Raw genomic sequence first — 25,247 nt, 5'->3', positions numbered from 1 at the left:
TAGCCTTCTAAGAATAATAAAATTCTTTCAAAGCCGTTTAAATAATATAATTTCCGTAAATTTGGTTAAATCAAAAAAGAAAAAAATGAAAAATCTTTTTTTAAGTATAAGTGCAGCCGTGATTTTGGCGTCGTGCGGAACTATGTCAAGCGCATCTGCTTCAAAAGTAGGAAAATCTCAGCCTTCATTGGTCAATACAAAATGGACTTTAGCGGATAATGTAAAAGGGAAAGTTCCTACATTGAATATCGAGGGAGAAAAGATCAATGGAAATGCCGGATGTAATAACTATTTTGGTACGGTAAAGCTTGATGCTTCTACAGGTAATTTTTCAGCAGGGCAAATGGGTTCTACAAAAATGGCCTGTGATAATATGAATGTGGAGCAGAACTTCATGGATATGATGGGAAAAGCAAACAAATACGTAATTTCAGGAACAACTTTGGAATTGTATAAGGACAATCTTTTATTATTGAAATTTAATAAATCAGAATAAAAAATAAAAGGAACTCAATTGAGTTCCTTTTTTATGTTTTAGGGTTTTCTTATTCTTCCTCTTCTTCGTCGTATTTAGCTAATTCTTCGTCACACCATTTGAACGCTGCTTCTACCACTTTAGTAGCTTCGTCTGCCATGGTCTCTTCATCGTCTCCTTCTAAATCATCCAGCCACTCAACTTCTTCTTCCTCAACGTTCAAGATAAATCTTGGGTATTCTGTATGAACCACGAATAAATCCTCAGGAAATTCCGAATTGTCTGCTAATAAAAACTTTGGTAATTTCATTTTTTTAATATTTTAACTTTCTCAAAGATAATAAAATTATTGATATTTGTTCTTGTCGATCCTAATTTTTTGTAAAACTTTGTACTGGGTAAGTGTAGTTTTCTGTAGGGTATCTTGAGGCTTGAATGTCAGGCTTATATTGGAATTGACTGTGCTTATTAATTCTGCAACCTGTATTTTTTCCAGGTCTTCGGTCGTTTCCAAATAAAATGTGATAGGTTTATCCTTAAGATTTTCAGTCTCTAAAAATTGACTGATATTTTTTCTGTTTTCCAGATAATTGCCTTTTGAAAGCCAGGTAAAGAGTATTCCTGACAGCAAACTTAATGCTCCGATTGCATACACTTTTATATTGAAGATATCAAAGAGTCTTTTGAAGTACATTAGCCACAGAGGTAAGCTGAATGGAGCTAATAACCGATAATCTATAGGATTGACAGGATAAAAATACTGAACAAAAAAGGAACATATGATTCCTGAAATTCCAATAACAAGAAAGAACAGATCACTGTCAGATAACCGGATCTTAATAAAAAGAAATACCATCAGACAGATATTCAGAAATCCGATACCATAAATCACATTATTAATCAAACCACCTCCCGGATCTGCAATATGAATAAAAGGATTAAAAGTAGTAGCCAGACCCTGAAACAATTCAACCAACAGCTGTGAAGTAGGGTGGAGACCCATTTCTAAGGATTGCTTAATGTAGTTTTCATTAAAATAATCCAAAAAAGTAAACTTGTATAAAGCTACAAAACCACAACCAATGAAACCTGAAATAATGAAAGTACGGGCATACTTTTTTTTCCATACCAATAATCCGAAAAGCCCTGTTCCCCCCATAATAAACAATGAACTATAGCGGATATTATATAAGGCAATTAATGATAAAGAAAGATAAAATACAGCTTTTCCTTTTTCCAGTTGTCCAGTAATAATTAAATGTGCTGTATACAGGAATAAAAATACAAATGGAAGGATGAGCGCTTCACTCATCGTAAAAGAGTAAATTGAAACGAAACTGAATAAAGCACTGACGATAACAGATTCTTTAAAGAAAAAGTTTTTTTTCCAGGCAAAGGCCACAATAAAAAGAAAAGCCAGAATCCCGATTACTTTACTGCTCCAGAATTCGTCCATCCCCAGATATGTAAAAAGCTTAATACTTAACGGATATCCTACAGGTGTTGTCGTATTATCAATAGTCGGGAATACATGAGCAAATCTCATATACCGGATTGAATCCGGGCTTACCCTGCCTTTCTCATTGAGTAAAAAACGTAAAATGGTCATCATTACAATAATGATGACCAATGATATCTGAATATTTTTTTCTTTAATTTTCATTAGGGTTGTGATCAATGATAACAGCCAGAACAGACCGTTGTTCAAATGTATAACTTATAACTCACAACTGATAATCACTAGAATTATTTCGAGAACATTTTTGAAACTTTTTCAGCTTTTTTGCTTTCGGAGTAGTCATAAAAACCCTCTCCTGATTTTACTCCCAGTTTTCCTGCCATTACCATATTTACCAATAGAGGATTCGGGGCATATTTTGGATTTTTAAATCCGTCATACATCACATTAAGAATAGCAAGACAAACATCAAGACCAATGAAATCAGCCAGCTGAAGAGGTCCCATTGGATGAGCCATTCCAAGTTTCATTACCGTATCAATTTCTTCAACGCCTGCAACACCGTTATATAATGTTTCAATAGACTCATTGATCATAGGCATTAAAATTCTGTTAGCAACGAAACCAGGGTAATCATTTACTTCCACAGGCACTTTTCCTAAAGTTTTACTCATATCATAGATGATATCAAAAGTCTCTTTGGAAGTAGAGTATCCTTTAATGATTTCAACCAGTTTCATAATTGGAACAGGATTCATAAAGTGCATACCGATCACCTTATCAGCTCTCTTAGTTGCAGCGGCTATCTTTGTAATGGAGATAGAAGAAGTGTTGGTTGCAAGAATACAGTTTTCCGGAGCAAATTCATCCATCTGTCCGAAGATTTTCAGTTTCAGATCCTGATTTTCAGTAGCTGCTTCTACGATTAAATCAGCGGTTCCCACAGCTTCTTTCAACTCTGTAAAAGTGGTGATATTTCCTAAAGTTTCTGCTTTTTGCTCCTCTGTAAGGTTGCCCTTTGCAATTATTCTGTCGAGGTTGGTGGTAATGGTTTTTACTCCTCTGTCTAAAGCATCCTGAGAAACATCTACAAGATTTACTTTAAATCCGCTTTGCGCAAAAGTATGTGCAATACCATTTCCCATGGTTCCAGCTCCGATAACTACAACGTTTTTGATCATTTTTCCTTTAATTAAATTATTTTTTATAGATAGTTAAATTTCTTGAATTGGCTAAATCTGCTTTTGTGACGATTTGCGTTTCATCAAAGTTCACATTTCCGCTGTTGCTTTTTCTTACTGCATTTTGAGAAGATATAGCAGCCTTAAGTCCGGATATGAACTTCTTTTTTTTAGTTTTTGCTAAGGAATCGATCCCGATATAAAGATTAAATTCCCCCTCTCTGCCCAGTCCGCTTTGTTTGTAAATTTCAAAAGGTTTTGTCTTATTCTTTTTTTGAAACTTTGATATGTAATTAATCACAGGATCTTCGGAAGGTGTTCCGCAACAAATGCTTGCGTAGCCTACCTGTAAATAGTTCTGGCTCTTTTGAGAAAAAAAGAAGCTGAAACAAAAAATGCTGAAAAGTATTGCTATTTTTTTCATTGTAATAAATAAGATTAGGTTTAATCACGCCCTAATTGAGCGCTTTTTATTTCGCTTAAAATTAAGCTTTAATATTTACTTACTAAAATCATCCCAAACTGCTTTTGAAATATCTGAAATGATTTTACAGTTTGCAGCTTCTGTTTCCATAGAGTTGCTTACAAATACAGCTATGGCATAATGTTTTCCATTCGGAAGGGTTACAATTCCCATGTCGTTTTCAGCACCGGTAAGCCCATCTTTATTTTTACCTGAAGAGCCTGTTTTATGAGCCACAGGTGTGTTTTTAGGAAGCTGCTCAATCAGTTTGTTTGTTCCTGTTTTGGTGCCTAGCATTACCTTCATCAGGTAATCTGTGGATTTTCTGGAAAGTAACTGTCCCTTATAAAACTTTTTCAAAACCTGTACGATGGAGTTCGTTGAACTGTAATTTTGATATTGTGCATTCCAGTCTTTATGCATTTCATCTTCGTTAAAGCGAATCTGGAAATTTTTTATTCCTTTGGTATCCATAAATTTTTGAACTGTATCCGTTCCGCCAATTAACCTTAAAAGAATATCGCACCCATTATTATCACTCTGCGCAACGGTGAAGTCTATAATTTCACTTAAAGGAAGTTCAATATTACCATTGGGATATTTTTCTCTAAGTGGCGACCATGTATCCTCAAGAAAATCTGATTTTTTAACTAAAATCTTCTGATTTAACAACAGTTTTCCTTTATCTACAAAATTGAGAACAGTGGCAGCAATATGAAATTTGAAGACACTTTGCATTGGGAGCTTTTTATCTCCGCTTTTGCTGTAAAGTGATTGATTTTCCATTTCCAGTACAGAAACTCCTACAGTAGCTTTTTTGTCATTGATGATAGAATTTATTTTTTGTTCCAGGGCTGTATGCTGGGCAAAAGTAAATGTAGAAATCAAGAGAAATAGAAATCCTGCTTTTTTCATAATGGTCAATTTATATCGCCGTAAATTTAAAAAATAAATCTCTTTACATGTATAACCATAGCTTAATTTATTAGGATATACTCACGTCTTGACAATAGAAATGAATAATCCGGAAAAGGTACTCTTCCGGATTAAATAATATCGATTAATTGCTAATCTTTTATAAGGCGCAATACATTAAAAGTATGTCCACTTGGTGCCATTGAACACAGCAACCTGATTAGTTGCCGTATCATAGACCATAAGTCCAGTTGGCGGAGAAGAAAATCTTTCCGACGGCTGGCTTATCGATGGCAATACAAGGGCTTTATCTCCCTGTTTTGCTTCTAGAATAAGTATTCCGTCTGCATCAGAAGTGTCTGACCCGATAATCATCTTTTTACCATTAGCATCCGAACCCGAAGGAGCACCTCCTGTAGTACCTCCTGCAGCAGGTGAATTCCATGCCGGAGTGGTACCTCCATAATATCTGAAGCTTCCTGTAGTGGTATCCCAAACCATAGTACCCTCACTTGCATTCATTGTGGTGGCATTTTCTACTTTAGGAAGTACGATTCCCCTGTTAGAGGAATTACCGAATTCTAATATGGTATTATTATTCGTGATGCTTTTCTTACCAATTGCAACCTGGGCATTAATGCCTGAGCTTATTAGCAATACTGAGATTAAGAATATATTTTTCATCTTGTATGTTTTTTTTAATTACAGAAAATAGAAGTGGAAGTAGAGGTTCCTAAAGTTCTCCATTCTGTTCCATTATATACTTTAAATTCTTTTTTCGTGGTATCATATACGATCATACCCTTAAGTCTGTTTCCTGCGGGAATGTTATTAGCATCCGAAACTCTTGTAATTACCATTCCTTTAGATTTGGCATTAAGTTCCAGCCAAGTGTCAGAAGCAGATGGTAATAACCCCGGAATTGATGATATACCTACCTGACCTCCTTTTACAGTACTTCCTGTTATATTAAGATTAGCTTTTGCAAGGGTAAAATATGAATTACTGTTGTCTGCAAAATTGGGGATAACATCAATGGTATTATTTGTTCTTACAACCTTCTGATAAATAGAATTGGTAAATGACGGATCCTGAGAAATAAGCATGTAGTAGTTTTCTCCTGATGCAAGTGCAGGAATGTTGGTTGCATCGAAACGGAGATTGATACATCCTACTTTATTCGTATCGGTTGCTTTCCATTGAAGAGCAAGCGAATTGTTGAATTGGGTACCGTCAGCCGCAGTAATAGTCTTACCGGTAAAAGTCTGTGCTCCATTATTAGATGCAAAAATAAGGTATTGACCATCAGTCAGCTGATTAGCATGGGTATCATTTTGATTGATGAAATTATTATCTGTAGATGCAGTAATAATGTTGGTAGCTTGTCCGCCATCATTGTTGATGGATTTTGAGATCCGTTGGTCTAATCCACCACGTAAATCTTTTGCTACCCCAAAAATGTCATATTGGTATGTTCCGTCAGCAGTGAAAACAGGATTTCCGGTACTGTTGCGATAGTTGGTATCCGTGGTAAAATCCGCCAATGTTGTTCCATATTTTATGGCAAGATAACTTTCTACCTGGCGGCGCTCTGTTTCAGTTAAAGCAAATCCGAACGCAAGGTGTTCTGCAATCTGTGCAGTAACCCCTACCTCGTTACCTGGCATACTCGACTGGTTATTGGCGCCATATACAAATCCTCCTTGTCCTATGTATACAGTCTGCCCTGTAAGATTGGTTCCAATACCACTACCGTTTAATCTATGTTGTACGGTACTATTGGTCGCACTAAGACTTACATTGGAAATATTGGAAAGCGTTGTGCTCAAAGCCGGATTAAGTACTGTGTTGGTCGCATTATTACTGGTTGGGGTATTTCCTCTCGATAGATAATTAGCCTGTGTAAGAGTATTCCAATCATAGATTGCAGCCCCGGCCGCTGAGTTTTTTAAGTCAAAATTAACTCCAAAAAAACGGTTATTGGCAGTCCATACATTATCTTTTATTACGTAAAACATTTCTAATTCGGAATTAGAACCTTCAAAAGGTGCTACGCCTTCATTTCCTATCGCCTGATTGGTATTGGTAAAATCAATATAGGGATTAAAGTTAAAAGTAGCAGCAGTAGCGGCATCATTTACCTGAACATAATTGGGTTTTGTAGTTACATCCGCAACTTGTGAGGTTTTAATCCCGAACATCTGGTCTACCCATTGGTTTACTGTTCCGGAGGCAGCAGTTACATCTTTATCTGCTCTATTCCAGAAATTCCCCAATACTCCTCCGGGGCCTATCGGAGTTCCTGCAATGGTAAAGTAAAAAGTGCCATTGGAAGTAAATCCGTTGAAAGCTTTAGAAGCTACTCTATAGGGTTCGCTAACATACTTCTCTCCGTCCACAGTATGGGTATTGGTGCCAATAGGTATAAAGTGAGTATTACTTGAAAAATCACTCGTTGTACTCATGATCAGATATAGTGGTTTTTCACTCAATGTAAAACTGTTGATCAAACCTCTAAGAACATTGAAATATACGTCATCATTTCCATTTATATTGTAATTGCTGGTTTGGGCTTTCCACACTTTGGAAAACCGATGCGTAACCGATGGGAATCCTGAGTTGGTATAAGGGGTAAATCCAACTGTACCATTGGTTCCCCAGGTGAGAAATTCCCTATCGTTATCAAATGAGTTAGCCGCAGCATGTGTTGCATTGTCTTGGGAAGCAGAATTACCTAAACTGATCAGTATTTCGTTGGTACTGTTGATGCTTTTAGATTGAACTTGTTTCAGGGCACTTGCATCATCACGACCAATTCCTGCAATATTGTTAGAATAACCGGAATTGGATGCCGCATCCCATATGGTCGTACCTTGCGAATTCACATAGCTGTATGGTGTGGTCTGATCCATGGAAGTAGCATATTTAATAGCAAGATAAGACCGTACTCTTTGAAGTTCAGCATCAGTCAGTACCCGTTCGTATGCAATTACCTCAGACATATTCCCATCCGTAACTTCAGGTTGTGAACCTAATATGGAACCGTTAGCTGTTAATGCATATCCTGCCGCAAAAGTCCCTGGTGCAGAAGTAACAAAAGAATTGAGTCCATGTTTCATTCCACCGGCAACTCCGATTTCCCAGGAAACATCTGATAAATAAGTTTTTCCGATATCCAGTTTCTGATTAGGACTGTTAGGTGGATTGTACGGATAAAGCTGCATGGCTTTATTTCCGTTAAAACTTGCTGTCAATACAGGAGAATTGGCTTGCATAAGGCCTGCTCCGGTTCCTGTATTCCCGAATCCCAGGTAGTCCCGGTAAGTAGTGTCGGAGTTTCTATTGACAATAATAAAAATATTACCATTGAGCCTGTTGGCGGTAAATGGCTTACCCGATGGTACTACCATAAATCGTGCATCTGCACCTGTCGTTCCAAAGCTGACAACCGGATTAAAATTATACCTGGCATTGGCAGGTTGCAAAAAAGGTTGTCGTGAAGCGTTGGTTTGCGTGTAATTGTTACCGGCAGGGGACTGGTCAGTCCATTGGGAAGAAGTAAACCCGTTATCTGCCTTAAGCCAGATTCTCAAATCTCCTGATACTCCTCCTGGTGCCTGCGCATGAGCACCAAAAGATCCTATCAGTATTCCGATTAAAGAATACCGAAAATTTTTTTTTTTCATCATTTATTAATTTACAATTATAACGCATGTCTAAAATGATGCCAACGACTGATACACTGTATTTTACGTGAAAATAAGTGTTGTGTTTTGAGAGCTTAAGTCTGTTTTTTTATGTATATTTTTTACGTAATCTACAATTCAATTAAAAAATTAATAAATAAAGCTGAAATAAATTATTTAAGGAATAAAATTTAAAAAAAATGTTAATTCTATTTTTTTTATTTTAAATCACGCTATTATGAATAAATTTATTTAGGCTGTTTTGAAATACTTCTATTTTATTGTGGTTATTTTACTTCAAAATAATTAACATCAACGCCGTCATTTTCAAAAATGATTCTGATCTTGTTTTCCCCTTTTTTAAGATTAACGTTCTTCACAGAACTAGTTTTCCATTGATTTTTTCCTCCTGTTGATGCCAGTGAAACAACTGCAAGCTGTTTTCCTGCGGCGTCTTCAATTCTCAATTTCGAATCATTACCAGCGGCATATCTTATACCGAAGGTATATGCTTTGTCTGCTTTACTATTAATTGTGTATTGCAACCATTCTCCTTTTTCGGTTTTTCCTACATAATACGCATTAGTTACTTTGTCATTACACAAATAAATATCCACTCCGTCATTTCTCATCTGGTGACCTGCATTCCATTCAGATCTTTTGGCAGGATCACTAACCCACAGATTGATGAAGTCTTTATCCAGATATGCTGAACCCATTCTGCCCAAATCATAGTCGGTAGCAAAGATTCTTCCCGGTGCCTGATGATTTTTAAATGGTTTTGTAGAGTCATCGGTTACCTGTCTGAACATAGCATCGATAACGTCTCTTTTTATTTCAACATTACTGAATTTATAATTATCTGCAATTTTCATTAAAGCTTTTGTTGCAAATTCTTTTGAAGGTTTTTCACCTCCGTTTTTCCAATAGTCTAACAGTTTCTGATACTCGGGTGTAATTTTTACATTGGCAATTCCTGCCGTATTATCGATCTTTTTCATTGGCCAGAAAGCATAGCCAATATTGTGTTTATTCATCAGCTGGATCAGTTCCGTAAACCATACATTAGAGTTTTCCCCTGTTTCTCCCAACCATATCGGAATATTATGCTTTTCTCTTAAATCCAGAATTCCTTTTATGGTCGCGTCATCATTGTTGTTCCAATATTTATGGAAGCTGAAGACCAGATTATTATCCCAAAGAGGAGTCAGGCCGTTATAGTTGTTTCCCCATCCGTTTCCTTCCAGAATAATGATGTGTTTTTTGTCCACCTCACGGATGGCTTCTGTAATTTCTTTCTGGAATTTCCATAATGGGGCATTTGACATTTCATCTGTTCCGTTAGGATTTTTTCCTGTGAAATTGATGTTAGGCTCATTGATGAGGTCATAACCACCTATCCATGGTTCATCTTTATAACGTTCTGCCAGCTTTTTCCAGAATGCAATGGTTTTTTTCTGATTTTCTTCATTTTCCCAAAGTGACGGTTTAGATTTATCGTTGTCTGATATGTTTACATCATTTCCCTGGCCTCCAGGAAGAGCATGAAGGTCAAGAATCAGATACATTTTGTTATCAGCGCACCATTTCAGAAGATCATCCGTCATTTTAAAGCCTTCTTCAAGCCATGTATTCTGTCCTTTTACGGGCTCTTGTTCAATTGGCAATGTGTACAGGTTATAATGCATCGGAAGCCTTATAGAATTAAAGCCTGCTTTTGCAAGCAGATCAATATCCTGTTTGGTTATTCCGTTTTTCCAGTATGCTTTATAAAATTCTTTCATCCCATCTTCACCGATCAATTCAGAAATCTTTTGCTTGATTTTATACTGGGGACCTGCAAAATCTGCTGTTTTGAGCATGTATCCTTCCTGCAGCATCCATCCTCCCAAGCCTAGGCCTTTTAGCTGGATATTCTCACCTTTGTCATTAACTATTTTTTGACCGTTTGTTTTCAATAATTGTGATGTCCCAAATTGAGACAATAAAAGTGCGGATATTAGGATGGTTCGTTTCATAGTTGGATTTTATAAGATTATGGGATTGATTTTAGAATTATAAGTTTACTAATCACAAATATATTTAAAAATTATTGAATTAAAATTAAAAATCCTCTTTAAATATATAAACAATTTAAAGAGGAAGTATGATTGTATTTTTACCACAGCCATTTAAACTGAAAGGCTTTCTGGGATTTAACCTTATTAAACAGGTTTTAAAATAATATCAGTGATTAAATGTGAAAGTCCAAAGTGAAAAGAGTAGTTATTTGCTTGTGATTAATTTCATAATTTCCAATGCTACTTTTAGCGCTTCAGTTCCGTCTTCCAGTGATACTTCTACATTTTTATCTTCAGTAATGGAATCGGCAAATGAGTTGAGCTCATCTAATATGGCATTGTTGGGCTGGATGTTAGGATACTCGAATAAAATCTGATTCTTTTCTCCTTCGGCATTTTCGATGATCATGTCGAATGGAGTAGGTGTTTCCGGAGCATCTTTCATACGGATTACTTCTGCTTTTTTCTCAAGGAAGTCAACAGAAATGTAGGCATCTTTTTGAAAGAAGCGACTTTTTCTCATGGCTTTCATAGAGATTCTTGAAGTGGTAAGGTTGGCAACACATCCGTTTTCAAATTCTATTCTGGCATTCGCAATATCTGGAGTTTTACTTACGACACATACACCGCTTGCATGGATGCTTTTTACCTTAGATTTAACTATACTCAATAAAATGTCCAGATCGTGGATCATCAGGTCCAGGACCACAGAAACATCGGTTCCTCTTGGATTGAATTCAGCCAATCTGTGGATTTCAATGAACATGGGATTTTTAATGTAATCCTTAGTTGCCATAAAGGCAGGATTGTACCTTTCCACGTGTCCTACCTGTGCTTTTATTCCATTTTCACGGCACTTATAAAGGATTTCTTCAGCTTGTTCAAGCGTTTGTGTTACCGGTTTTTCAATGAAGAAATGCAATTTTTTTTCAATGGCCTTTAATGCATAATCATAATGATAAACCGTAGGCGTTACAATATCCAGCATATCAATCTGATTCAACAGATCATCAAAATTTTCAAAATAGGTATAGCCAAACTCGGCTTCCAATTTTTTTCCGTTTTCTACATCTTTATCATGAAAACCTACAAAATCATACTTATCTGATTGATTGAGAAGCTTTAAGTGTATTTTTCCCAAATGTCCGGCACCTACCAAACCTGCTTTCAACATAGCTTTTTTAATTTGTGTAAAGATATAAATTAGGTATGATATTTCAGATATAAAGACTTTTGACTTTAATCATCAAAAATTAAGGTAGCTTCCTGAAATCTGAAATCTAATTCTTACTTTTGTGTGAAACTAGCACCAGCAACCTAATAACTACTATCTAAATGACGCAAGACTCGTTTGTACATAAAGGAAAAAGAAAGATTTTAGTTGAATATCTTCAACAGAGAATTGGGATTACGGATCAAAATGTACTTTCGGCAATGAATGAAGTTCCGAGACATCTTTTTATTGAAAGTATTTTTGAAGACTTCGCTTACGAAGACCGTGCTTTTCCCATTCTGGCCCATCAAACCATTTCGCATCCTTCAACGGTTGCAGAGCAATCAGAGCTTTTACAGGTAATCCCGGGAGAGAAAGTTCTGGAAATTGGAACAGGATGTGGGTATCAGACTGCTGTGTTATTGGCAATGAAAGCCCTGGTGTATACTGTAGAAAGACAAAAAGACCTGTTCGATTTTTCTAAGAAAAAATTAAGGGAGCTTAATCTTTTTCCAAAATTTCAGAGTTTTGGTGACGGTTTTGCAGGATTGCCAACTTTCGCTCCATTTGACAAGATCATCGTTACATGTGGAGCTTCAGTGCTGCCCGTGGAATTACTAAAACAATTGAAAGTAGGAGGGAAAATGGTGATTCCACTTGGACCGACAGATGAGCAGGTACTGTACAGGTTTACAAAAGTTTCGCCTACGGAAATTGAGAAAGAGGAATTCGGAGCCTATAAATTTGTACCTATGCTCAATAATACCAATTCTTAGTTAATGATAAATCCTGACATATCAGATTATAATAACGCACAGTCCCCATCAGATCAGGAGATCTGCACAATGCTTTCACTTGTTATTGATCAGGAGCTGGAACATGCTGAAAATAAGATATGGCACAGGCATCCTGTGTGGTTTCTGGAAGGGAATCCGATTGTAGGTTACAGTAAGCTTAAAGATTCTGTACGGCTGATGTTCTGGAGCGGGCAATCATTTGATGAAGACGATTTAAAGACCGAAGGTTCATTCAAGGCAGCAGAAAAAAGATATACGTCTCGTGAACAAATCAATACAGCTGATCTGAAAAGATGGCTTATGAAATCTCAGCAAATTCAGTGGGATTATAAAAATATTGTTAAAAGGAAAGGGGAATTGATAAGATTAAAATAAATTCGTAATTATGATTCAAAATTTCTATAATCTTTTCTAGGCTTTTCGTGACGGAGAATTGAAAGAAAAAGGACAAATCGGCACTGATTTTCGGAACAGAAATTGAAGCTTTTCTATGACGAAATCACTTAAATCTTATGATTATGGACACAAACAGATTTAAATCGTCACACGACTTTAGTAATATTCAGAAAAACATTTACAATAATCCGGGATATAATGTAGAAAGTCATTCTCAAAAAGCAAAGGTTTATTTCAATGAAATGAAGAGCCGAAATCAGGAAGCAACAAAACAGGGTTTTATAAGTCAAGCACAGAAATCGGCGAAAGAGGTCCGGGATGAAATTCAGAAAATGGCTTCCGGGGTCGGCGATAAAAATAGAAGAGAATCAGAAGAGAAGAAGTAATTTTTATATTAAAGTTAAAGCCTCACTTAGACAATGGGTGGGGTTTTTTATTGAAAAAAAGTTAAGATAATGAAAGTATTCATCAATAAAAGAATTCCTGAAGCAGGAATAAAAATGCTGAAAGAAGCTGGAATGGATGTTATTATCCCTGAAAATGATCAACTTTCACATGAAGAGTGGATAAACTATTGCAAGGATACCGATACCATTCTCAATGTAGGAACCCATTCATTTGACAAGGATTTTTTTAACGAATGCCCTAATGTGCAAGCAATTGCTTTATATTCTGTTGGTTTCGATCATGTGGATATTCAGGAAGCGACCCGTAGAAATATACCGGTTGGAAATACACCGGACGTCCTAAGTAAAGCTACCTCTGATGTTGCGTTTTTGTTAATGCAATCAGTGGCGAGAAGAGCAAGTTATAATTATGGGAAGGTAAAGGAGGGGAATTGGGGAGATTTTGATCCCCTTCATGCATTAGGACAAGAGCTATACGGCAAAACCCTGGGGATTTTCGGTTTGGGAAGGATTGGTTTTGAAATGGCAAAGAAATCCCTGAAAGCTTTTGATATGAATATCATTTATCACAACAGGCACCATAACGAAGAAGCTGAAAGGGAGTTGAACGCACAATATGTTTCTTTTGATGAATTGATCAGGCAGTCTGATGTTCTGAGTATTCATGCCAGTTTTATTCCTGAACATAAAGAACTTTTTAACCGATCGGTCTTTGAGAAGATGAAACCCGATGCTATCTTTATCAATACGGCAAGAGGAGGTTTTCATCATCAGGGTGATCTCTATGAAGCTTTGGTTTCAAGGGAAATATGGGGAGCAGGACTGGATGTTACTAATCCTGAACCTATTGTAAAAGACGATCCGATCCTCGAACTTTCCAGTGTATGTGTATTGCCACATATAGGATCCGCAACAGTTGAAGCAAGGAATGGAATGGCAAAATCAGCAGCGGAAAATATTATTGCTTTTTCAAAAGGAGAAAAAATGCCACATTGTGCTAATCCTGATGTTTATTCTGAGCAATAAACAGAACTTGGAATTATTTTTGTTCTCTATCAGTAACACTAAATACAAATACTATGATACCAGAAGATAACATCAACGAACAAAACAGAAAACTGAGAGAGATGGATTACAATCCTAATGAAGATTTCTTCAATCAGGAAAAGCATGTTCCTTTAGACGGGGACGGAAATCCTATTCTCGATGAAAATGAAGACAGTTATGATATGGAAATGGATCTGGACGTTCCGGGATCTGAAGAAGATGACGATATGGAAGAGATTGGATCCGAAGATGAAGAAAATAATTACTGGAGTACCAGTGATAACGATGATGATCATGAAGAGGAAAATGATGATGTCCTTACATAATAAGATAAAGATTTGCATTCATATATTTAAGATAGTAAAATACACCTTACTCAACTGGGTAAGGTTTTTTTATTGCCTTTAGATTGGTTGTTATACTTCAAAACACTGATACATAATAAAACAGGTTAATGGCTTTATTTTTTTTTGGTTGATCTTAAAATTGATATAGGTTCTGGTAATAGCTTTCGGAGAAAGGGAATTTTTTATGTTTTCATTGCATTATATTTTCTATTTTGAATATCTTTAAAACTTTGAATTTTAAACGAAGAATTTACTCATTGCTATGACATTCCAGGAACTTATACAACAAGGTATACCTAGCGTATTGCCACCATTCAAACCATACGAAACCAATATAAATCACGCTCCCAAACGTAAAGAAATTTTGGGTGAAGAGGAGAAAAAGTTAGCATTAAAGAATGCTTTACGTTATTTTGAGCCTAAATTCCATGCAGAATTATTACCTGAATTCAGAGAAGAGCTTGAGCAGTATGGCAGAATTTATATGTATCGATTCCGTCCGGATTATGAAATGAAAGCAAGATCTATCACTGAATATCCGGGGAAATCGGAACAGGCAAAATCTATTATGCTAATGATTCAGAATAATCTGGATTATGCGGTAGCACAACATCCCCATGAGCTGATAACGTATGGTGGAAACGGAGCTGTTTTTCAAAACTGGGCACAGTATCTTTTAACGATGAAGTATTTGTCTGAAATGAATGATGAGCAAACCCTTGTCATGTATTCCGGACATCCGATGGGATTATTTCCTTCGCACAAAGATGCGCCACGGGTTGTGGTAACGAACGGAATGGTTATTCCAAACTATTCTAAGCCCGATGATTGGGAGAAGTTCAATGCGTTAGGGGTTTCCCAATATGGGCAAATGACTGCAGGAAGTTATATGTACATCGGTCCGCAGGGAATTGTTCATGGAACAACAATAACAGTACTGAATGCTTTCAGAAAAATAAATAAAGAAACAAAAGGTGGCTTATTTGTAACTTCAGGATTGGGGGGAATGAGCGGAGCACAACCAAAAGCTGGAAATATTGCAGGATGTATTACCGTGTGTGCTGAAGTAAATCCTAAAATTACAAAGATTCGTCATGAACAGAAATGGGTGAACGAAATCCATGAAAATGTAGATGAGCTGGTAGCAAGAGTGAGAAAAGCTCAGGAAAATAAAGAGACTGTTTCTTTGGCTTATCTAGGAAATGTAGTTGAGGTTTGGGAAAAGTTTGATGAAGAAGGTCTTAAGATTGATATCGGTTCGGATCAGACATCGCTGCATAATCCATGGGCGGGAGGATATTATCCTGTGGGACAAAGTTTTGAAGAATCAAATACGATGATGGCAGAAAATCCTGAATTATTTAAAGAAAAAGTTCAGGAAACTTTAAGGAGACATGCAGCTGCCATTAATAAACATACAGAAAAAGGAACTTACTTCTTTGATTATGGTAACGCCTTTTTATTAGAAGCTTCAAGAGCCGGCGCAGATGTAATGGCCGAGAATCCGACATTAGGAAGGGAATTCAAGTTTCCAAGTTATGTTCAGGATATTATGGGACCAATGTGCTTTGATTACGGTTTTGGGCCATTCCGTTGGGTTTGTACGAGTGGAAAGCCGGAAGATCTTCAAAAAACAGATGATATCGCCTGCAGGATATTGGAAGAAATTCAGCAAAATTCTCCGGAGGAGATCCAACAGCAGATGAAAGATAATATCCAATGGATCAAAGGTGCACAGGAAAACAAATTGGTTGTGGGTTCACAGGCAAGGATACTATATGCCGATGCAGAAGGAAGAATGAAGATTGCTGAAGCATTCAATAAAGCCATAAAAAACGGAGAAATAGGTCCGGTTGTATTAGGAAGAGATCATCATGACGTATCGGGTACAGATTCTCCGTACAGAGAGACTTCCAATATTTATGACGGTTCAAGATTTACAGCGGATATGGCTATCCACAACGTGATTGGTGATAGTTTCCGGGGGGCGACCTGGGTTTCTATTCATAACGGCGGTGGTGTCGGTTGGGGAGAAGTAATCAACGGAGGTTTCGGAATGTTGCTGGATGGGAGTGATGATGCTGACAGAAGGTTAAAGTCTATGCTTTTCTGGGACGTAAATAACGGAATTTCAAGAAGAAGCTGGGCGAGAAATGAAGGGGCTGTTTTTGCTATCAAAAGGGCAATGGAAGTAGAGCCGAATTTAAAAGTTACCCTTCCTAATATAGTCGATGATAATTTATTATAATTTTTGAAAAAATATTCAATAAAAAACTTTGCTTATTGCAAAGTTTTTTTATTTTTATATAAAACCATGATGAAATGAAAATTTCAACTGCTAATATTTGTGATGAGGTTTGGAATGAAATGCAACCCAATCAAAACAGCCTGTTTTAAAGGGTTCACAGTAAAGAGATTTAAGACTTTAGTAATTTTTCCAATGAAGATCTGATCACGAACTTGAATAAGGATAAGGATGCATGTAGAAAATTTTAATGAAAATTAGTTAAACAGAAATTTAAATTTTTCATCGGTTAACAAAAAATAGCTTTGGGATTGCCACAACACATGGAGATTGTTATCTCAAGCAAAATAAAATAAGAATAGGTGTAGATAATTATTTATTAAGTATAATCCGTTTAAATTTAAAGTAAGCCTTTGAAAAGATATACCGCAAAATTTGAAAAGAGGCAGTTGGTCTTGTTTTCAGAAAATAATTCAGAGATCGGAAAAATTGTGGAAGCAAACAAATTGATCTCATGGAGAAGATACATTGTATGTGATTCTAAACGATATCATATTAAAAATGTAGGATTTTTATGGAATGATATTGAACTTTCGGATGGCAGGAAAGTGATTTATTACACAGATTTTGGAAAAGATCTGATTATAAAAGTAGATGAATCGGATATAAAGATTTGTCGTTTCACATCAGATAAAGGAATGCAGTTGTACGAACAAAAGAAATTAATCATTGATATTCAAACCCACAGGAAATGGTTTGGAAATCCTGTTTTCAGCATTGAGGTAGATGATTCAGTTGATGATGCATTGGCCTTATTATTTTTGTATTATTCTTCAGCGAGCTTAATGAATTAGATTCATTATTTTAAATAAAAAACCTCCACCAATTCTAATTGACGGAGGTTTTTATCCTATACGATGAAAACTTAATGTTTCACAGCTTTAATAGCTGCTTCGTAATCAGGTTCTTTTGAAATGTCTGCTACCTGCTCTTCATATACAATTTTTCCTGAAGGATCAATTACTACGACGGCCCGGCTTAAGAGACCTTTCATCATAGAATCGGTGATCTCTACACCGTAAGTTTTTCCGAAATCAGAGCGGAAATCAGAAAGCATAACCACATTTTTTATCCCTTCGGCTCCGCAAAATCTTTTTTGTGCAAACGGCAGATCTTTAGAAATACAAAGAACTACTGTATTGGGAAGGTTAGCTGCATCCTCATTGAAATGTCGGACTGAAGCTGAGCAAACACCGGTATCTACACTCGGAAAGATGTTAAGAATAAGAAATTTTCCTTTGTAGGAATCCAGGGTCTGATCTTTCATTGAAACATCGGTAAGGGTGAACTTTGGCGCTGCTTTATTTACGGCCGGTAGTTTGGAATACGTTTGTACCGGTTTCCCTCCCATCATAATGGTATTGGCATTGTGGGAGTTTTGAGCAAAAAGGAATACGGAAACAGATAATAGCGTGGTGAAAATTAATTTTGAAAACATTGGATTTTATTTTAAGACAAAATTATTCTTTTTTTGGATTGAATATTAATTTTAATTCAAACAGTCTTTAAATAGACCGAATCTATTAGCTGACTATTTTTATAATCATTTGTAAGGTCTACCTTTATTCTAACAAAGTGGACACTTAATTATTAAAAAGATAAAAAATATGAATTCAGCACAGAACACATCATTCCATGAGATTTTTAAAAGCGAAAATGAAATACCGGAAGAATTCAAAGTTCCGGAAATTCATCAGAGAACCTATTTGCTTAATGGTGAACTTATAGAGTGGAAAGGTGATGTCACGGAGATTTATTCCCCAGTTTGTATTCCTACAGAAAATGGGCTTGAGAGAAAGTTACTGGGAAGTATCCCTAATATCAGTCCTGCAGATGCTATGGAGGTTCTTGAGGCTTGTGTAAAAGCGTATGATAATGGTCTTGGGGAATGGCCGACCATGTCTGTAGAAGGACGCATCAAATGTATGGAAAAATTTGTGTATCTCATGATTCAGCAACGTGATCTTGTGATTAAGCTTTTGATGTGGGAGATCGGGAAAACCCTGGCCGATTCTACAAAAGAATTTGATCGTACAGTAGATTATATCAACCAAACCATAGACGCACTGAAAGACCTGGACCGGGAATCTTCCCGTTTTCAGCAGGCGGAAGGAACGATTGCACAGATTCGCAGAGCTCCTCTTGGTGTTGTTCTGAGTATGGGACCTTTTAATTATCCTTTAAATGAAATATTCACAACCCTTATTCCGGCTCTGATCATGGGGAATACCATTCTGTTTAAACTTCCCAAACATGGTGTTTTAGCTCACTATCCTTTATTGAATGCCTTTAAAGAAGCGTTTCCAAAAGGAACTGTGAACACACTTTATGGGAAAGGATCTGAAATCATTACTCCTATTATGGAAAGTGGAAAAGTGAATGTTCTAGCGTTTATAGGATCCAGTAAAGTGGCTAATGGGTTGAAAAAGCTGCATCCGAAAGTAAATCGTTTACGTGCTATTTTAAGCCTTGATGCAAAAAATGCAGCGATTATTACTAAAAATGCCAATCTGGATGTAGCGGTAAACGAGTGTATTTTGGGAGCGCTGTCCTTTAATGGTCAGCGATGCACAGCGTTAAAGCTTCTTTTTGTACAGAAAGAGGTTGCTGCCGAATTCACAGAAAAGCTGAATAAGGCTGTCTCTGCTTTGAAGCCCGGATTGCCTTGGGAAAAAGATGTGAAAGTAACACCGCTTCCTGAAGTTAATAAACCGCCTTATTTGAAAGAATGTATTGATGACGCCATTGCTCATGGTGCTAAAGTATTGAATGAAAACGGTGGCTATACTGAAGCTTCTTTTGTATTTCCTGCGGTGGTATATCCGGTAACAAGTGAGATGAAGTTATACCATGAGGAGCAGTTTGGTCCCGTGATACCTGTTGTCCCTTTTGATGATATTGAGGAGCCTATTGAATACCAGGTGAATGCTTCCCATGGAATGCAGGTAAGTATTTTCAGTGAAGATCCACATGAAGTTTCAAAACTTATTGATTCATTCGTTAATCTGGTTAGCCGGGTTAATATTAATTGCCAGGCACAAAGAGGCCCGGATGTTTTTCCGTTTACGGGAAGAAAAGATAGTGCAGAGGGAACGCTTTCTGTATTTGATGCGCTACGGTCTTTCTCTATAAGATCTTTGGTAGCTGCAAAACTTACAGAATCCAATAAAGAGCTCCTGAATACAATTGTCCGGGAACATGACTCTAATTTCTTAAGCACAGATTACATATTCTAGCCAGTAGGTCAGTCCAAAATAAAAAAACCGTACTCAATTTAAATGAAGTACGGTTTTTTATTTGTTCAGCTTAAAACTTACAATATGAATTCTTTAACCCTATGCTGAAATTGTATTCTTCTTTAAACTAGCACCCCGCCGCCATCTGCAACTATTGTATTACCCGTCCCGAAACTTTGCTCCATCAGGTAAATATAAGCAAGAGCAATATCTTCAGGAGTGGCTACTTTTCTTACCAATAATGCCTCCGCATATTGTTGATACATTTTCTCCCGTTCATTTTCCGGGATAGCTCCCCATAGATCTGTTTTTACTATGCCAGGAGATACGATATTAACTCTCGTTGGAGCAAGTTCAACTGCCATTGCTCTGGCAAAACCTTCCATGGCTGAAGTAATGCTGGCTGCAATACCCCAACCTTTTCCCGGCCGGTTGCCTGCAATTCCACTCGTTAAAGTAATGGATCCACCTTGATTTATTTTCGGAGCACCATATTTTACAGCAGCAAGAGCACCCCAATACCGGATTGTAAAGAATTTTTGCGCTTCTGAAAGGGAAGTTTCATCAATATGGTTCAGTTGAAGGTTTTCACCGGCGGTGTATACCAGATGATCAAAAGAGGATTGAACAGCAAAGAAATTTTTAATATTTTCTTCTTTGCTTAGGTCTGCAACCTGACCTTTTGCATTCCCGGGAAGTTGCTTCAGAGCGGAATCTATACGTTGTTGATTCGAAGCAACAATAGTAATAACAGCTCCTTTTTCAGCGGCAGCTTTAGCGGTTGCAAAACCTATTCCTGCACTGCCTCCCATGACAATGACATGTTTTCCTTCTAAGGGATTTGTTGTTGATATCATTTCTATTTATTTTATGATACAAATTTCCCATAACTGTATTTTATTCGATTTACCAAATGGTAAAAAGAAAATGTGATATCAAACTTTTTATTGATCTATTAGATTTCACTATTTTTTACAAAAGATTGTAACATTTTCTATGAAATGTCACTAACTCCATAGAGCCAGGAACCATGAGCATACTAGAAAAAGAATTTTTAGAAAGAATCGAAAAGCATAAAGGAATCATTTTTAAGATTTCTAAAATGTACATGGATGATAAAGACGACCGCGATGATCTCTTTCAGGAAATTACCTATCAGGTTTGGAGAGCATATCCAGGATTTAAAGGGCAAAGTGAATTTTCAACCTGGTTGTACAGAATAGCCCTGAATACGGCCATTATCTTTCTAAAATCCGAAAAGAAAAGAAGCTTTATAGGAAATGATGATTTTGCCCATTACAAAATCGAACAGGAGGAATATGACCACGAAAAAGAGGAAAAGCTGACGGCTATGTATCAGGCTATCCATCAATTGAATCCTATTGATAAGGCTTTTATATTTTATTATCTGGAAGATTTTCCCGGACGTGAAATCGCTGAACAAATGGGAATTTCAGAAGGTAATGTAAGGGTGAAAATGAACCGCGCCAAAAATAAGTTAAAAGATATCTTAAACACAAATAAGTACTAATTTTAAATCAATAACAATGAATATAGATGAATTGAAAAATACCTGGAATGATGATGTTTTTGAGGAAACACCGGAAATCAGTATTGAAAATAAAAACAAGATTAGCCTTCCTTTGGAAAGGATGCGTAAAAATATGAGAAAGGAATTCTTCTCCACAATTGGGATTTTTATTTTTGGATTTGCCATTGTCTGGTTATGTGGTGCTCCTTTTAAATTTAAGTTTTATCTCACGATACTTTTGGCTTCTATGGCCATAGTTACATTTTTCTTTTTCAGTAAATTTTTTAAGCTTTACAAGGACATAAGTAATCCGCAAATGAAAACTTACGATGGATTAAAGGACCTGCTTCATCAATTTGAGCTCAATAAACAATATTACCTTTCATTTTATCTCAGTTTTATCCCTTTTCTGGTATGTGAAATTATTATTGTGCTTGAATTTATTCCAAGACCACAACCGTTAAGTGATCTTAAGATTGCCGGCATTCTTATAGTTTCTGTATTGTTTGGATTGTTTTCTTTGTATTTACTTGGGAAGTATTGGTTTCAAAAGTTTTATGGTAAGTATATTGTAACAATAGAAAATCTTGTGATAGAATTTCAGGGATAAATTTTCGGCGGGCAGAATGCCCGCCGAAAATTTATCTGCTTAAAATACTTTTTGCTGAGTCAGAAGCTATTACCAATCCGGCACCCAACATGATCATATCTTTGATCACCAGTCTGCCGGCTCCTGAGAGGAAAGGAAAACCATGATCAGGCCCTCCGAGATCCGGAACCCATGTTTCGGGAGTTGTAATCAGAAATGAAAGCGTTACTATTGACATTCCCGCGGTTAAAATCCCGGATAATAAACCAATCTTTGGATAGAATATACCCAATACAACAAGAATTCCAATGCCAACAATGAAACTTCCCAATGCATAGGAAAACACGTAGGTACCATTTGCTTCATGCCATTTTACATTGGCTGGAATCCACTCTCCTTCTTTATTTTTATGGAATTTGTAGTTATCTGCATCTGAAGATTTCGTATTAAGGAAGAAACTCATAAAAGGAGAATTGGCTACGAAAGGAATAATACCTTCCGCTTCATAATGAAATGCTTTTAGTCCTCCGATCCAGGCCATAACGATAAAAACACTAACCCTTAGAATATGGATGAAGTTTTTCTGTGAGTGTGCTAAGAATTCAATCATATTATTTTTTTTGACAAAATTAGATTGAATGTCTAACCTATAAAATGGAGAATTGTGGACGTTATTTGTACAAATCTGCAACGATGGAAATTCCTGCTTCTTTCCTGAAATGAGTAGGGGAAACGCTGGTATGTTTTTTAAAATATTTACTGAAATAAAATTCATCACTGAAGTTAAGTTCTGCTGCAATTTCTTTCATGGATTTCCGGGTCAGGTGAATTTGTTTTTTAGACTCCAGGATAACTCTTTCCTGAATAATCTGAGAAGGTGTTTTATTAAATCGGGATTTGATCTTTTTGCTTAACGTGTTGGGAGTGATATGTAAAAGATCGGCGTAAAACGATAGATTTTTTTCCGTAAGGAAATGAATTTCTACCAAATCCTGGAAAGATTTTAACTCTTTGAAATCATCCTTTATCAGATCCTTGTCCGGGAATATTTTATTTTTTTCTTTACTGCAAATTGCCAGGATTAACTGCAGATAAGATTGTAAAACGGCCTGTGAAAAATCCTCCTCAGGATCTACTTTCCGGATCTTAGAAAAATAGCCTGAAATTTCTTCAAAGACCTCTGCAGTCAGTTTGAAATAAGGAAAGAGGTAAATATTGTTAAAAAGCAATCCGTTACAGGCTACTTCTTTCTTATGAAATTCTATGCAATAAAAATCACTGTGGAAGCTGAGATCATCAATCTTAAGAACGGTCTCAGTGACGATCCGGATATTCTGGAAAGGGGAAGAAAAAAGGACAATGTTTCCCTCAAAATCATATTCCACGAAATCTACAATGATTTTTCCCACTCCTTCCAACAGGAAGATGTGATAAAAAGAATCGCTGGTGATATTTTTATAATATTCCGAATCTCTTTTTTGAACGGAAAAAAATGCATTTTTCATCTGAAGATCTATTTAATCTTTCTGGCTTTCTCTTTTTCAATCTCCTTTTTTACCCACGCAAGCTGTACATCATTTTTGTTGATGATATCCAGTAAAGTTTCTGTGATCGTTACATCCGGGATCACCCCTCTCTGAGAGTTGGTGAGTGTTATATTCGGATTTACCAGCAGTAAGCCGATAGGCAGTGTAAGTTTGGAGTTAGGAAGGACCTGATAAGAATAAAATCCGGCTACGGTTCCGTCATTTGCCCCGCCTGTTTCCTCTCCGACGAGGGTTGCTACCTTATCAAACTTGAGTTTTGAGCTGATAATGGAAGATGCAGAATAACTTCCGCCATTAACCAGTACAAAAATTTTTCCATGAAAAGCATTTTTATTGGGTTTTGTTACATTGTCTGCTTTTATCTTATAATAGAATTTGCCGTCGTTGCCTTTATAAGTATGAAGGGTTTTAAGGAAAAAGTATGTTGGATAGGTAATTCCTTTTAATGCATATTCCAAAGGGCTGCTCTTTTTGAAATAATTTGTTTTTAATGGGGTATAGCCTGAATTGAGCCTCGAAGGTTTTATTAAAGTGAATGGTTCTGAAACAAGATAGGAATAAAGATTATTAATTTCCTGTAAAGAACCTCCGTAATTATTCCGGATGTCTAATATCAGATAGTCTGATTTAGCTTCTTTAATTCTTTCGAATGTATTTTTATAAAACCTGTCAGATTTATTGTTTGAGAATTTTTTTATATTGATGTATGCAATTGAATTGTTCTCATCAAGAAATTTGAAATTTCTGTTCATAGGACAATGAAAGCTTCCGTTAGCCTGGGTTTGAGATTTAGCCTTTTCTGCTTCGCTTTGCTTATCCCGTTCGATAATGAAAGTTTGTTTTTTATTGTTATACAAGGTTTCAATTTTCACCTGTTCCAAAAAGCCGTTTTCCATGCTGAAAAAAACAAAAAACATATCTTTCAGGTAATAGGGTGTAAATGTCGTATTTCTGCCATCACTGCTGATCAGCTTTCTGTATTTGCTGATATAGAAAGATATCGGAATATTATTGATACTCAGTATTTCGGTGCCTGGTTTTATATTCTGAATGGAATCTTTATTCGCGACGATATAAAGATGGTCATCCTTGATGTAATATTTGAAGTACGTAAATAATTTTCTTCCTCCATATTCACGCTTTAATTTTTCAAAAGGAATCATCAGTGAGAGATGCCCTTCTCTGATGCTTGTAATAACGGGTTGCAATTTGAAATAAAACTGTGTTGGAGTAAGAGGTTCGTTGATAGTTTGCTTAATGCTGTCGATTTTAAAATCCAGATCTTTTCTTGTAATATATCTGTAGAGCTGAGGATGCATTTCTTTTAATTTAGTATATGCATAATCCACATCTTTTTTGAGCTGCTCAGGCTCAATAAGTGTCCCTTCCTGCCGCTCGCTATTGGTGAGAGAAGAACAGGACCACAGAAAAATAAGTCCAAATAAAATAAATGTAATTTTCAAAATTTTTGTGTTTAAAACCTACAAATTTAGGCGTTTAAAATCATCCTGATATTAAAATACTAATAATTTTTTAAGTGTGAACTATAATATTGCGTTAAATAAATGAGTTATTTATTAGGCCGGCCTACCA

At 36.3% G+C, this 25,247-nt stretch carries 25 protein-coding genes; 11 read left to right on the top strand and 14 right to left on the bottom strand.

Going from position 1 to position 25,247, the window contains the following annotated elements; genetic code table 11:
- The first annotated feature begins 85 nt into the window (after positions 1–85).
- A complete protein-coding gene (locus AC0INN_RS08650) occupies positions 86–496 on the top strand; it encodes an META domain-containing protein (RefSeq protein WP_172278924.1) in 411 nt (136 codons plus the stop codon).
- Between the two features lie 49 nt (positions 497–545).
- On the opposite strand, the gene AC0INN_RS08645 is transcribed toward AC0INN_RS08650, so the two are convergent.
- The 9 genes from AC0INN_RS08645 to AC0INN_RS08605 form a co-directional block, all read right to left on the bottom strand.
- Positions 546–785, bottom strand: coding sequence for a hypothetical protein (locus tag AC0INN_RS08645; RefSeq protein ID WP_007845674.1), 240 nt, complete (start codon positions 783–785; stop codon positions 546–548).
- A 36-nt stretch (positions 786–821) separates the two neighbouring features.
- A complete protein-coding gene (locus AC0INN_RS08640) occupies positions 822–2,138 on the bottom strand; it encodes a hypothetical protein (RefSeq protein WP_273648352.1) in 1,317 nt (438 codons plus the stop codon).
- Between the two features lie 83 nt (positions 2,139–2,221).
- Positions 2,222–3,112, bottom strand: coding sequence for a 3-hydroxybutyryl-CoA dehydrogenase (locus AC0INN_RS08635; protein WP_306612912.1), 891 nt, complete (start codon positions 3,110–3,112; stop codon positions 2,222–2,224).
- 19 nt (positions 3,113–3,131) lie between these two features.
- Positions 3,132–3,539: a hypothetical protein gene (locus AC0INN_RS08630; protein WP_273648351.1), complete on the bottom strand. Its 408-nt coding sequence runs from the start codon at positions 3,537–3,539 to the stop codon at positions 3,132–3,134.
- 75 nt (positions 3,540–3,614) lie between these two features.
- Positions 3,615–4,493 carry a CGA/CIA family class A beta-lactamase gene (gene bla-A, locus AC0INN_RS08625; protein WP_306612720.1) on the bottom strand — a complete coding sequence of 293 codons (879 nt, stop codon included), beginning with the start codon at positions 4,491–4,493 and terminating at the stop codon, positions 3,615–3,617.
- 177 nt (positions 4,494–4,670) lie between these two features.
- Positions 4,671–5,177 (bottom strand): hypothetical protein, encoded by a 507-nt coding sequence (locus tag AC0INN_RS08620; RefSeq protein ID WP_306612719.1) that lies wholly within the window; start codon positions 5,175–5,177, stop codon positions 4,671–4,673.
- A 14-nt stretch (positions 5,178–5,191) separates the two neighbouring features.
- Positions 5,192–8,179, bottom strand: coding sequence for a DUF8202 domain-containing protein (locus AC0INN_RS08615; protein ID WP_306612717.1), 2,988 nt, complete (start codon positions 8,177–8,179; stop codon positions 5,192–5,194).
- A 287-nt stretch (positions 8,180–8,466) separates the two neighbouring features.
- Positions 8,467–10,197, bottom strand: a complete 1,731-nt coding sequence (locus tag AC0INN_RS08610; RefSeq protein WP_273648346.1) for a cellulase family glycosylhydrolase — start codon at positions 10,195–10,197, stop codon at positions 8,467–8,469.
- 247 nt (positions 10,198–10,444) lie between these two features.
- Positions 10,445–11,413 (bottom strand): Gfo/Idh/MocA family protein, encoded by a 969-nt coding sequence (locus AC0INN_RS08605; RefSeq protein WP_306612715.1) that lies wholly within the window; start codon positions 11,411–11,413, stop codon positions 10,445–10,447.
- Positions 11,414–11,574: 161 nt separating this feature from the next.
- On the opposite strand from AC0INN_RS08605, the gene AC0INN_RS08600 reads away from it, so the two are divergent.
- From AC0INN_RS08600 to AC0INN_RS08570, 7 genes are all read left to right on the top strand, one after another.
- Positions 11,575–12,228 carry a protein-L-isoaspartate(D-aspartate) O-methyltransferase gene (locus AC0INN_RS08600; protein WP_172278908.1) on the top strand — a complete coding sequence of 218 codons (654 nt, stop codon included), beginning with the start codon at positions 11,575–11,577 and terminating at the stop codon, positions 12,226–12,228.
- A 3-nt stretch (positions 12,229–12,231) separates the two neighbouring features.
- A complete protein-coding gene (locus AC0INN_RS08595) occupies positions 12,232–12,624 on the top strand; it encodes a DUF1801 domain-containing protein (protein ID WP_273648344.1) in 393 nt (130 codons plus the stop codon).
- Between the two features lie 143 nt (positions 12,625–12,767).
- Positions 12,768–13,031 carry a prevent-host-death protein gene (locus AC0INN_RS08590; RefSeq protein ID WP_306612713.1) on the top strand — a complete coding sequence of 88 codons (264 nt, stop codon included), beginning with the start codon at positions 12,768–12,770 and terminating at the stop codon, positions 13,029–13,031.
- A gap of 69 nt (positions 13,032–13,100) precedes the next feature.
- A complete protein-coding gene (locus AC0INN_RS08585) occupies positions 13,101–14,078 on the top strand; it encodes a 2-hydroxyacid dehydrogenase (protein ID WP_306612711.1) in 978 nt (325 codons plus the stop codon).
- A gap of 53 nt (positions 14,079–14,131) precedes the next feature.
- Positions 14,132–14,425 carry a hypothetical protein gene (locus AC0INN_RS08580; RefSeq protein ID WP_306612709.1) on the top strand — a complete coding sequence of 98 codons (294 nt, stop codon included), beginning with the start codon at positions 14,132–14,134 and terminating at the stop codon, positions 14,423–14,425.
- Positions 14,426–14,708: 283 nt separating this feature from the next.
- Positions 14,709–16,694 (top strand): urocanate hydratase, encoded by a 1,986-nt coding sequence (locus AC0INN_RS08575; RefSeq protein WP_273648341.1) that lies wholly within the window; start codon positions 14,709–14,711, stop codon positions 16,692–16,694.
- A gap of 410 nt (positions 16,695–17,104) precedes the next feature.
- Positions 17,105–17,545 (top strand): hypothetical protein, encoded by a 441-nt coding sequence (locus AC0INN_RS08570; protein WP_273648340.1) that lies wholly within the window; start codon positions 17,105–17,107, stop codon positions 17,543–17,545.
- Positions 17,546–17,616: 71 nt separating this feature from the next.
- Here the strand turns inward: AC0INN_RS08570 and tpx are convergent, their stop codons facing one another.
- On the bottom strand, positions 17,617–18,189 hold the full coding sequence (gene tpx, locus AC0INN_RS08565; protein WP_273648339.1) for a thiol peroxidase: 573 nt from the start codon (positions 18,187–18,189) through the stop codon (positions 17,617–17,619).
- A 169-nt stretch (positions 18,190–18,358) separates the two neighbouring features.
- On the opposite strand from tpx, the gene AC0INN_RS08560 reads away from it, so the two are divergent.
- The gene (locus tag AC0INN_RS08560) at positions 18,359–19,987 is read left to right on the top strand and encodes an NADP-dependent glyceraldehyde-3-phosphate dehydrogenase (protein ID WP_172278896.1); all 1,629 of its coding nucleotides are present in this window, start codon (positions 18,359–18,361) and stop codon (positions 19,985–19,987) included.
- 122 nt (positions 19,988–20,109) lie between these two features.
- Here the strand turns inward: AC0INN_RS08560 and AC0INN_RS08555 are convergent, their stop codons facing one another.
- Entirely contained in the window at positions 20,110–20,844 is a 735-nt protein-coding gene (locus tag AC0INN_RS08555; protein WP_273648338.1) for an SDR family oxidoreductase, read from the bottom strand.
- Positions 20,845–21,017: 173 nt separating this feature from the next.
- Here AC0INN_RS08555 and AC0INN_RS08550 point away from each other — a divergent pair, with 173 nt between their 5' ends.
- The gene (locus AC0INN_RS08550) at positions 21,018–21,518 is read left to right on the top strand and encodes an RNA polymerase sigma factor (protein WP_273648337.1); all 501 of its coding nucleotides are present in this window, start codon (positions 21,018–21,020) and stop codon (positions 21,516–21,518) included.
- A gap of 16 nt (positions 21,519–21,534) precedes the next feature.
- Positions 21,535–22,128 (top strand): hypothetical protein, encoded by a 594-nt coding sequence (locus AC0INN_RS08545; RefSeq protein WP_273648336.1) that lies wholly within the window; start codon positions 21,535–21,537, stop codon positions 22,126–22,128.
- A gap of 31 nt (positions 22,129–22,159) precedes the next feature.
- Here AC0INN_RS08545 and AC0INN_RS08540 read toward each other — a convergent pair whose 3' ends face one another.
- The 3 genes from AC0INN_RS08540 to AC0INN_RS08530 all read right to left on the bottom strand — a co-directional run bounded on the left by AC0INN_RS08540 (position 22,160) and on the right by AC0INN_RS08530 (position 25,117).
- Positions 22,160–22,717 (bottom strand): DUF417 family protein, encoded by a 558-nt coding sequence (locus tag AC0INN_RS08540; protein ID WP_172278888.1) that lies wholly within the window; start codon positions 22,715–22,717, stop codon positions 22,160–22,162.
- 61 nt (positions 22,718–22,778) lie between these two features.
- Positions 22,779–23,612, bottom strand: coding sequence for a helix-turn-helix domain-containing protein (locus AC0INN_RS08535; protein ID WP_306612705.1), 834 nt, complete (start codon positions 23,610–23,612; stop codon positions 22,779–22,781).
- 8 nt (positions 23,613–23,620) lie between these two features.
- Positions 23,621–25,117, bottom strand: coding sequence for a S41 family peptidase (locus AC0INN_RS08530; RefSeq protein ID WP_273648334.1), 1,497 nt, complete (start codon positions 25,115–25,117; stop codon positions 23,621–23,623).
- Positions 25,118–25,247: the final 130 nt, after the last annotated feature.

The sequence above is a fragment of the Chryseobacterium subflavum genome, from assembly GCF_055762745.1.
The sequence above is the reverse complement of the archived record's forward strand: the minus strand, read 5'-3'. Positions and strand labels throughout refer to the sequence as shown.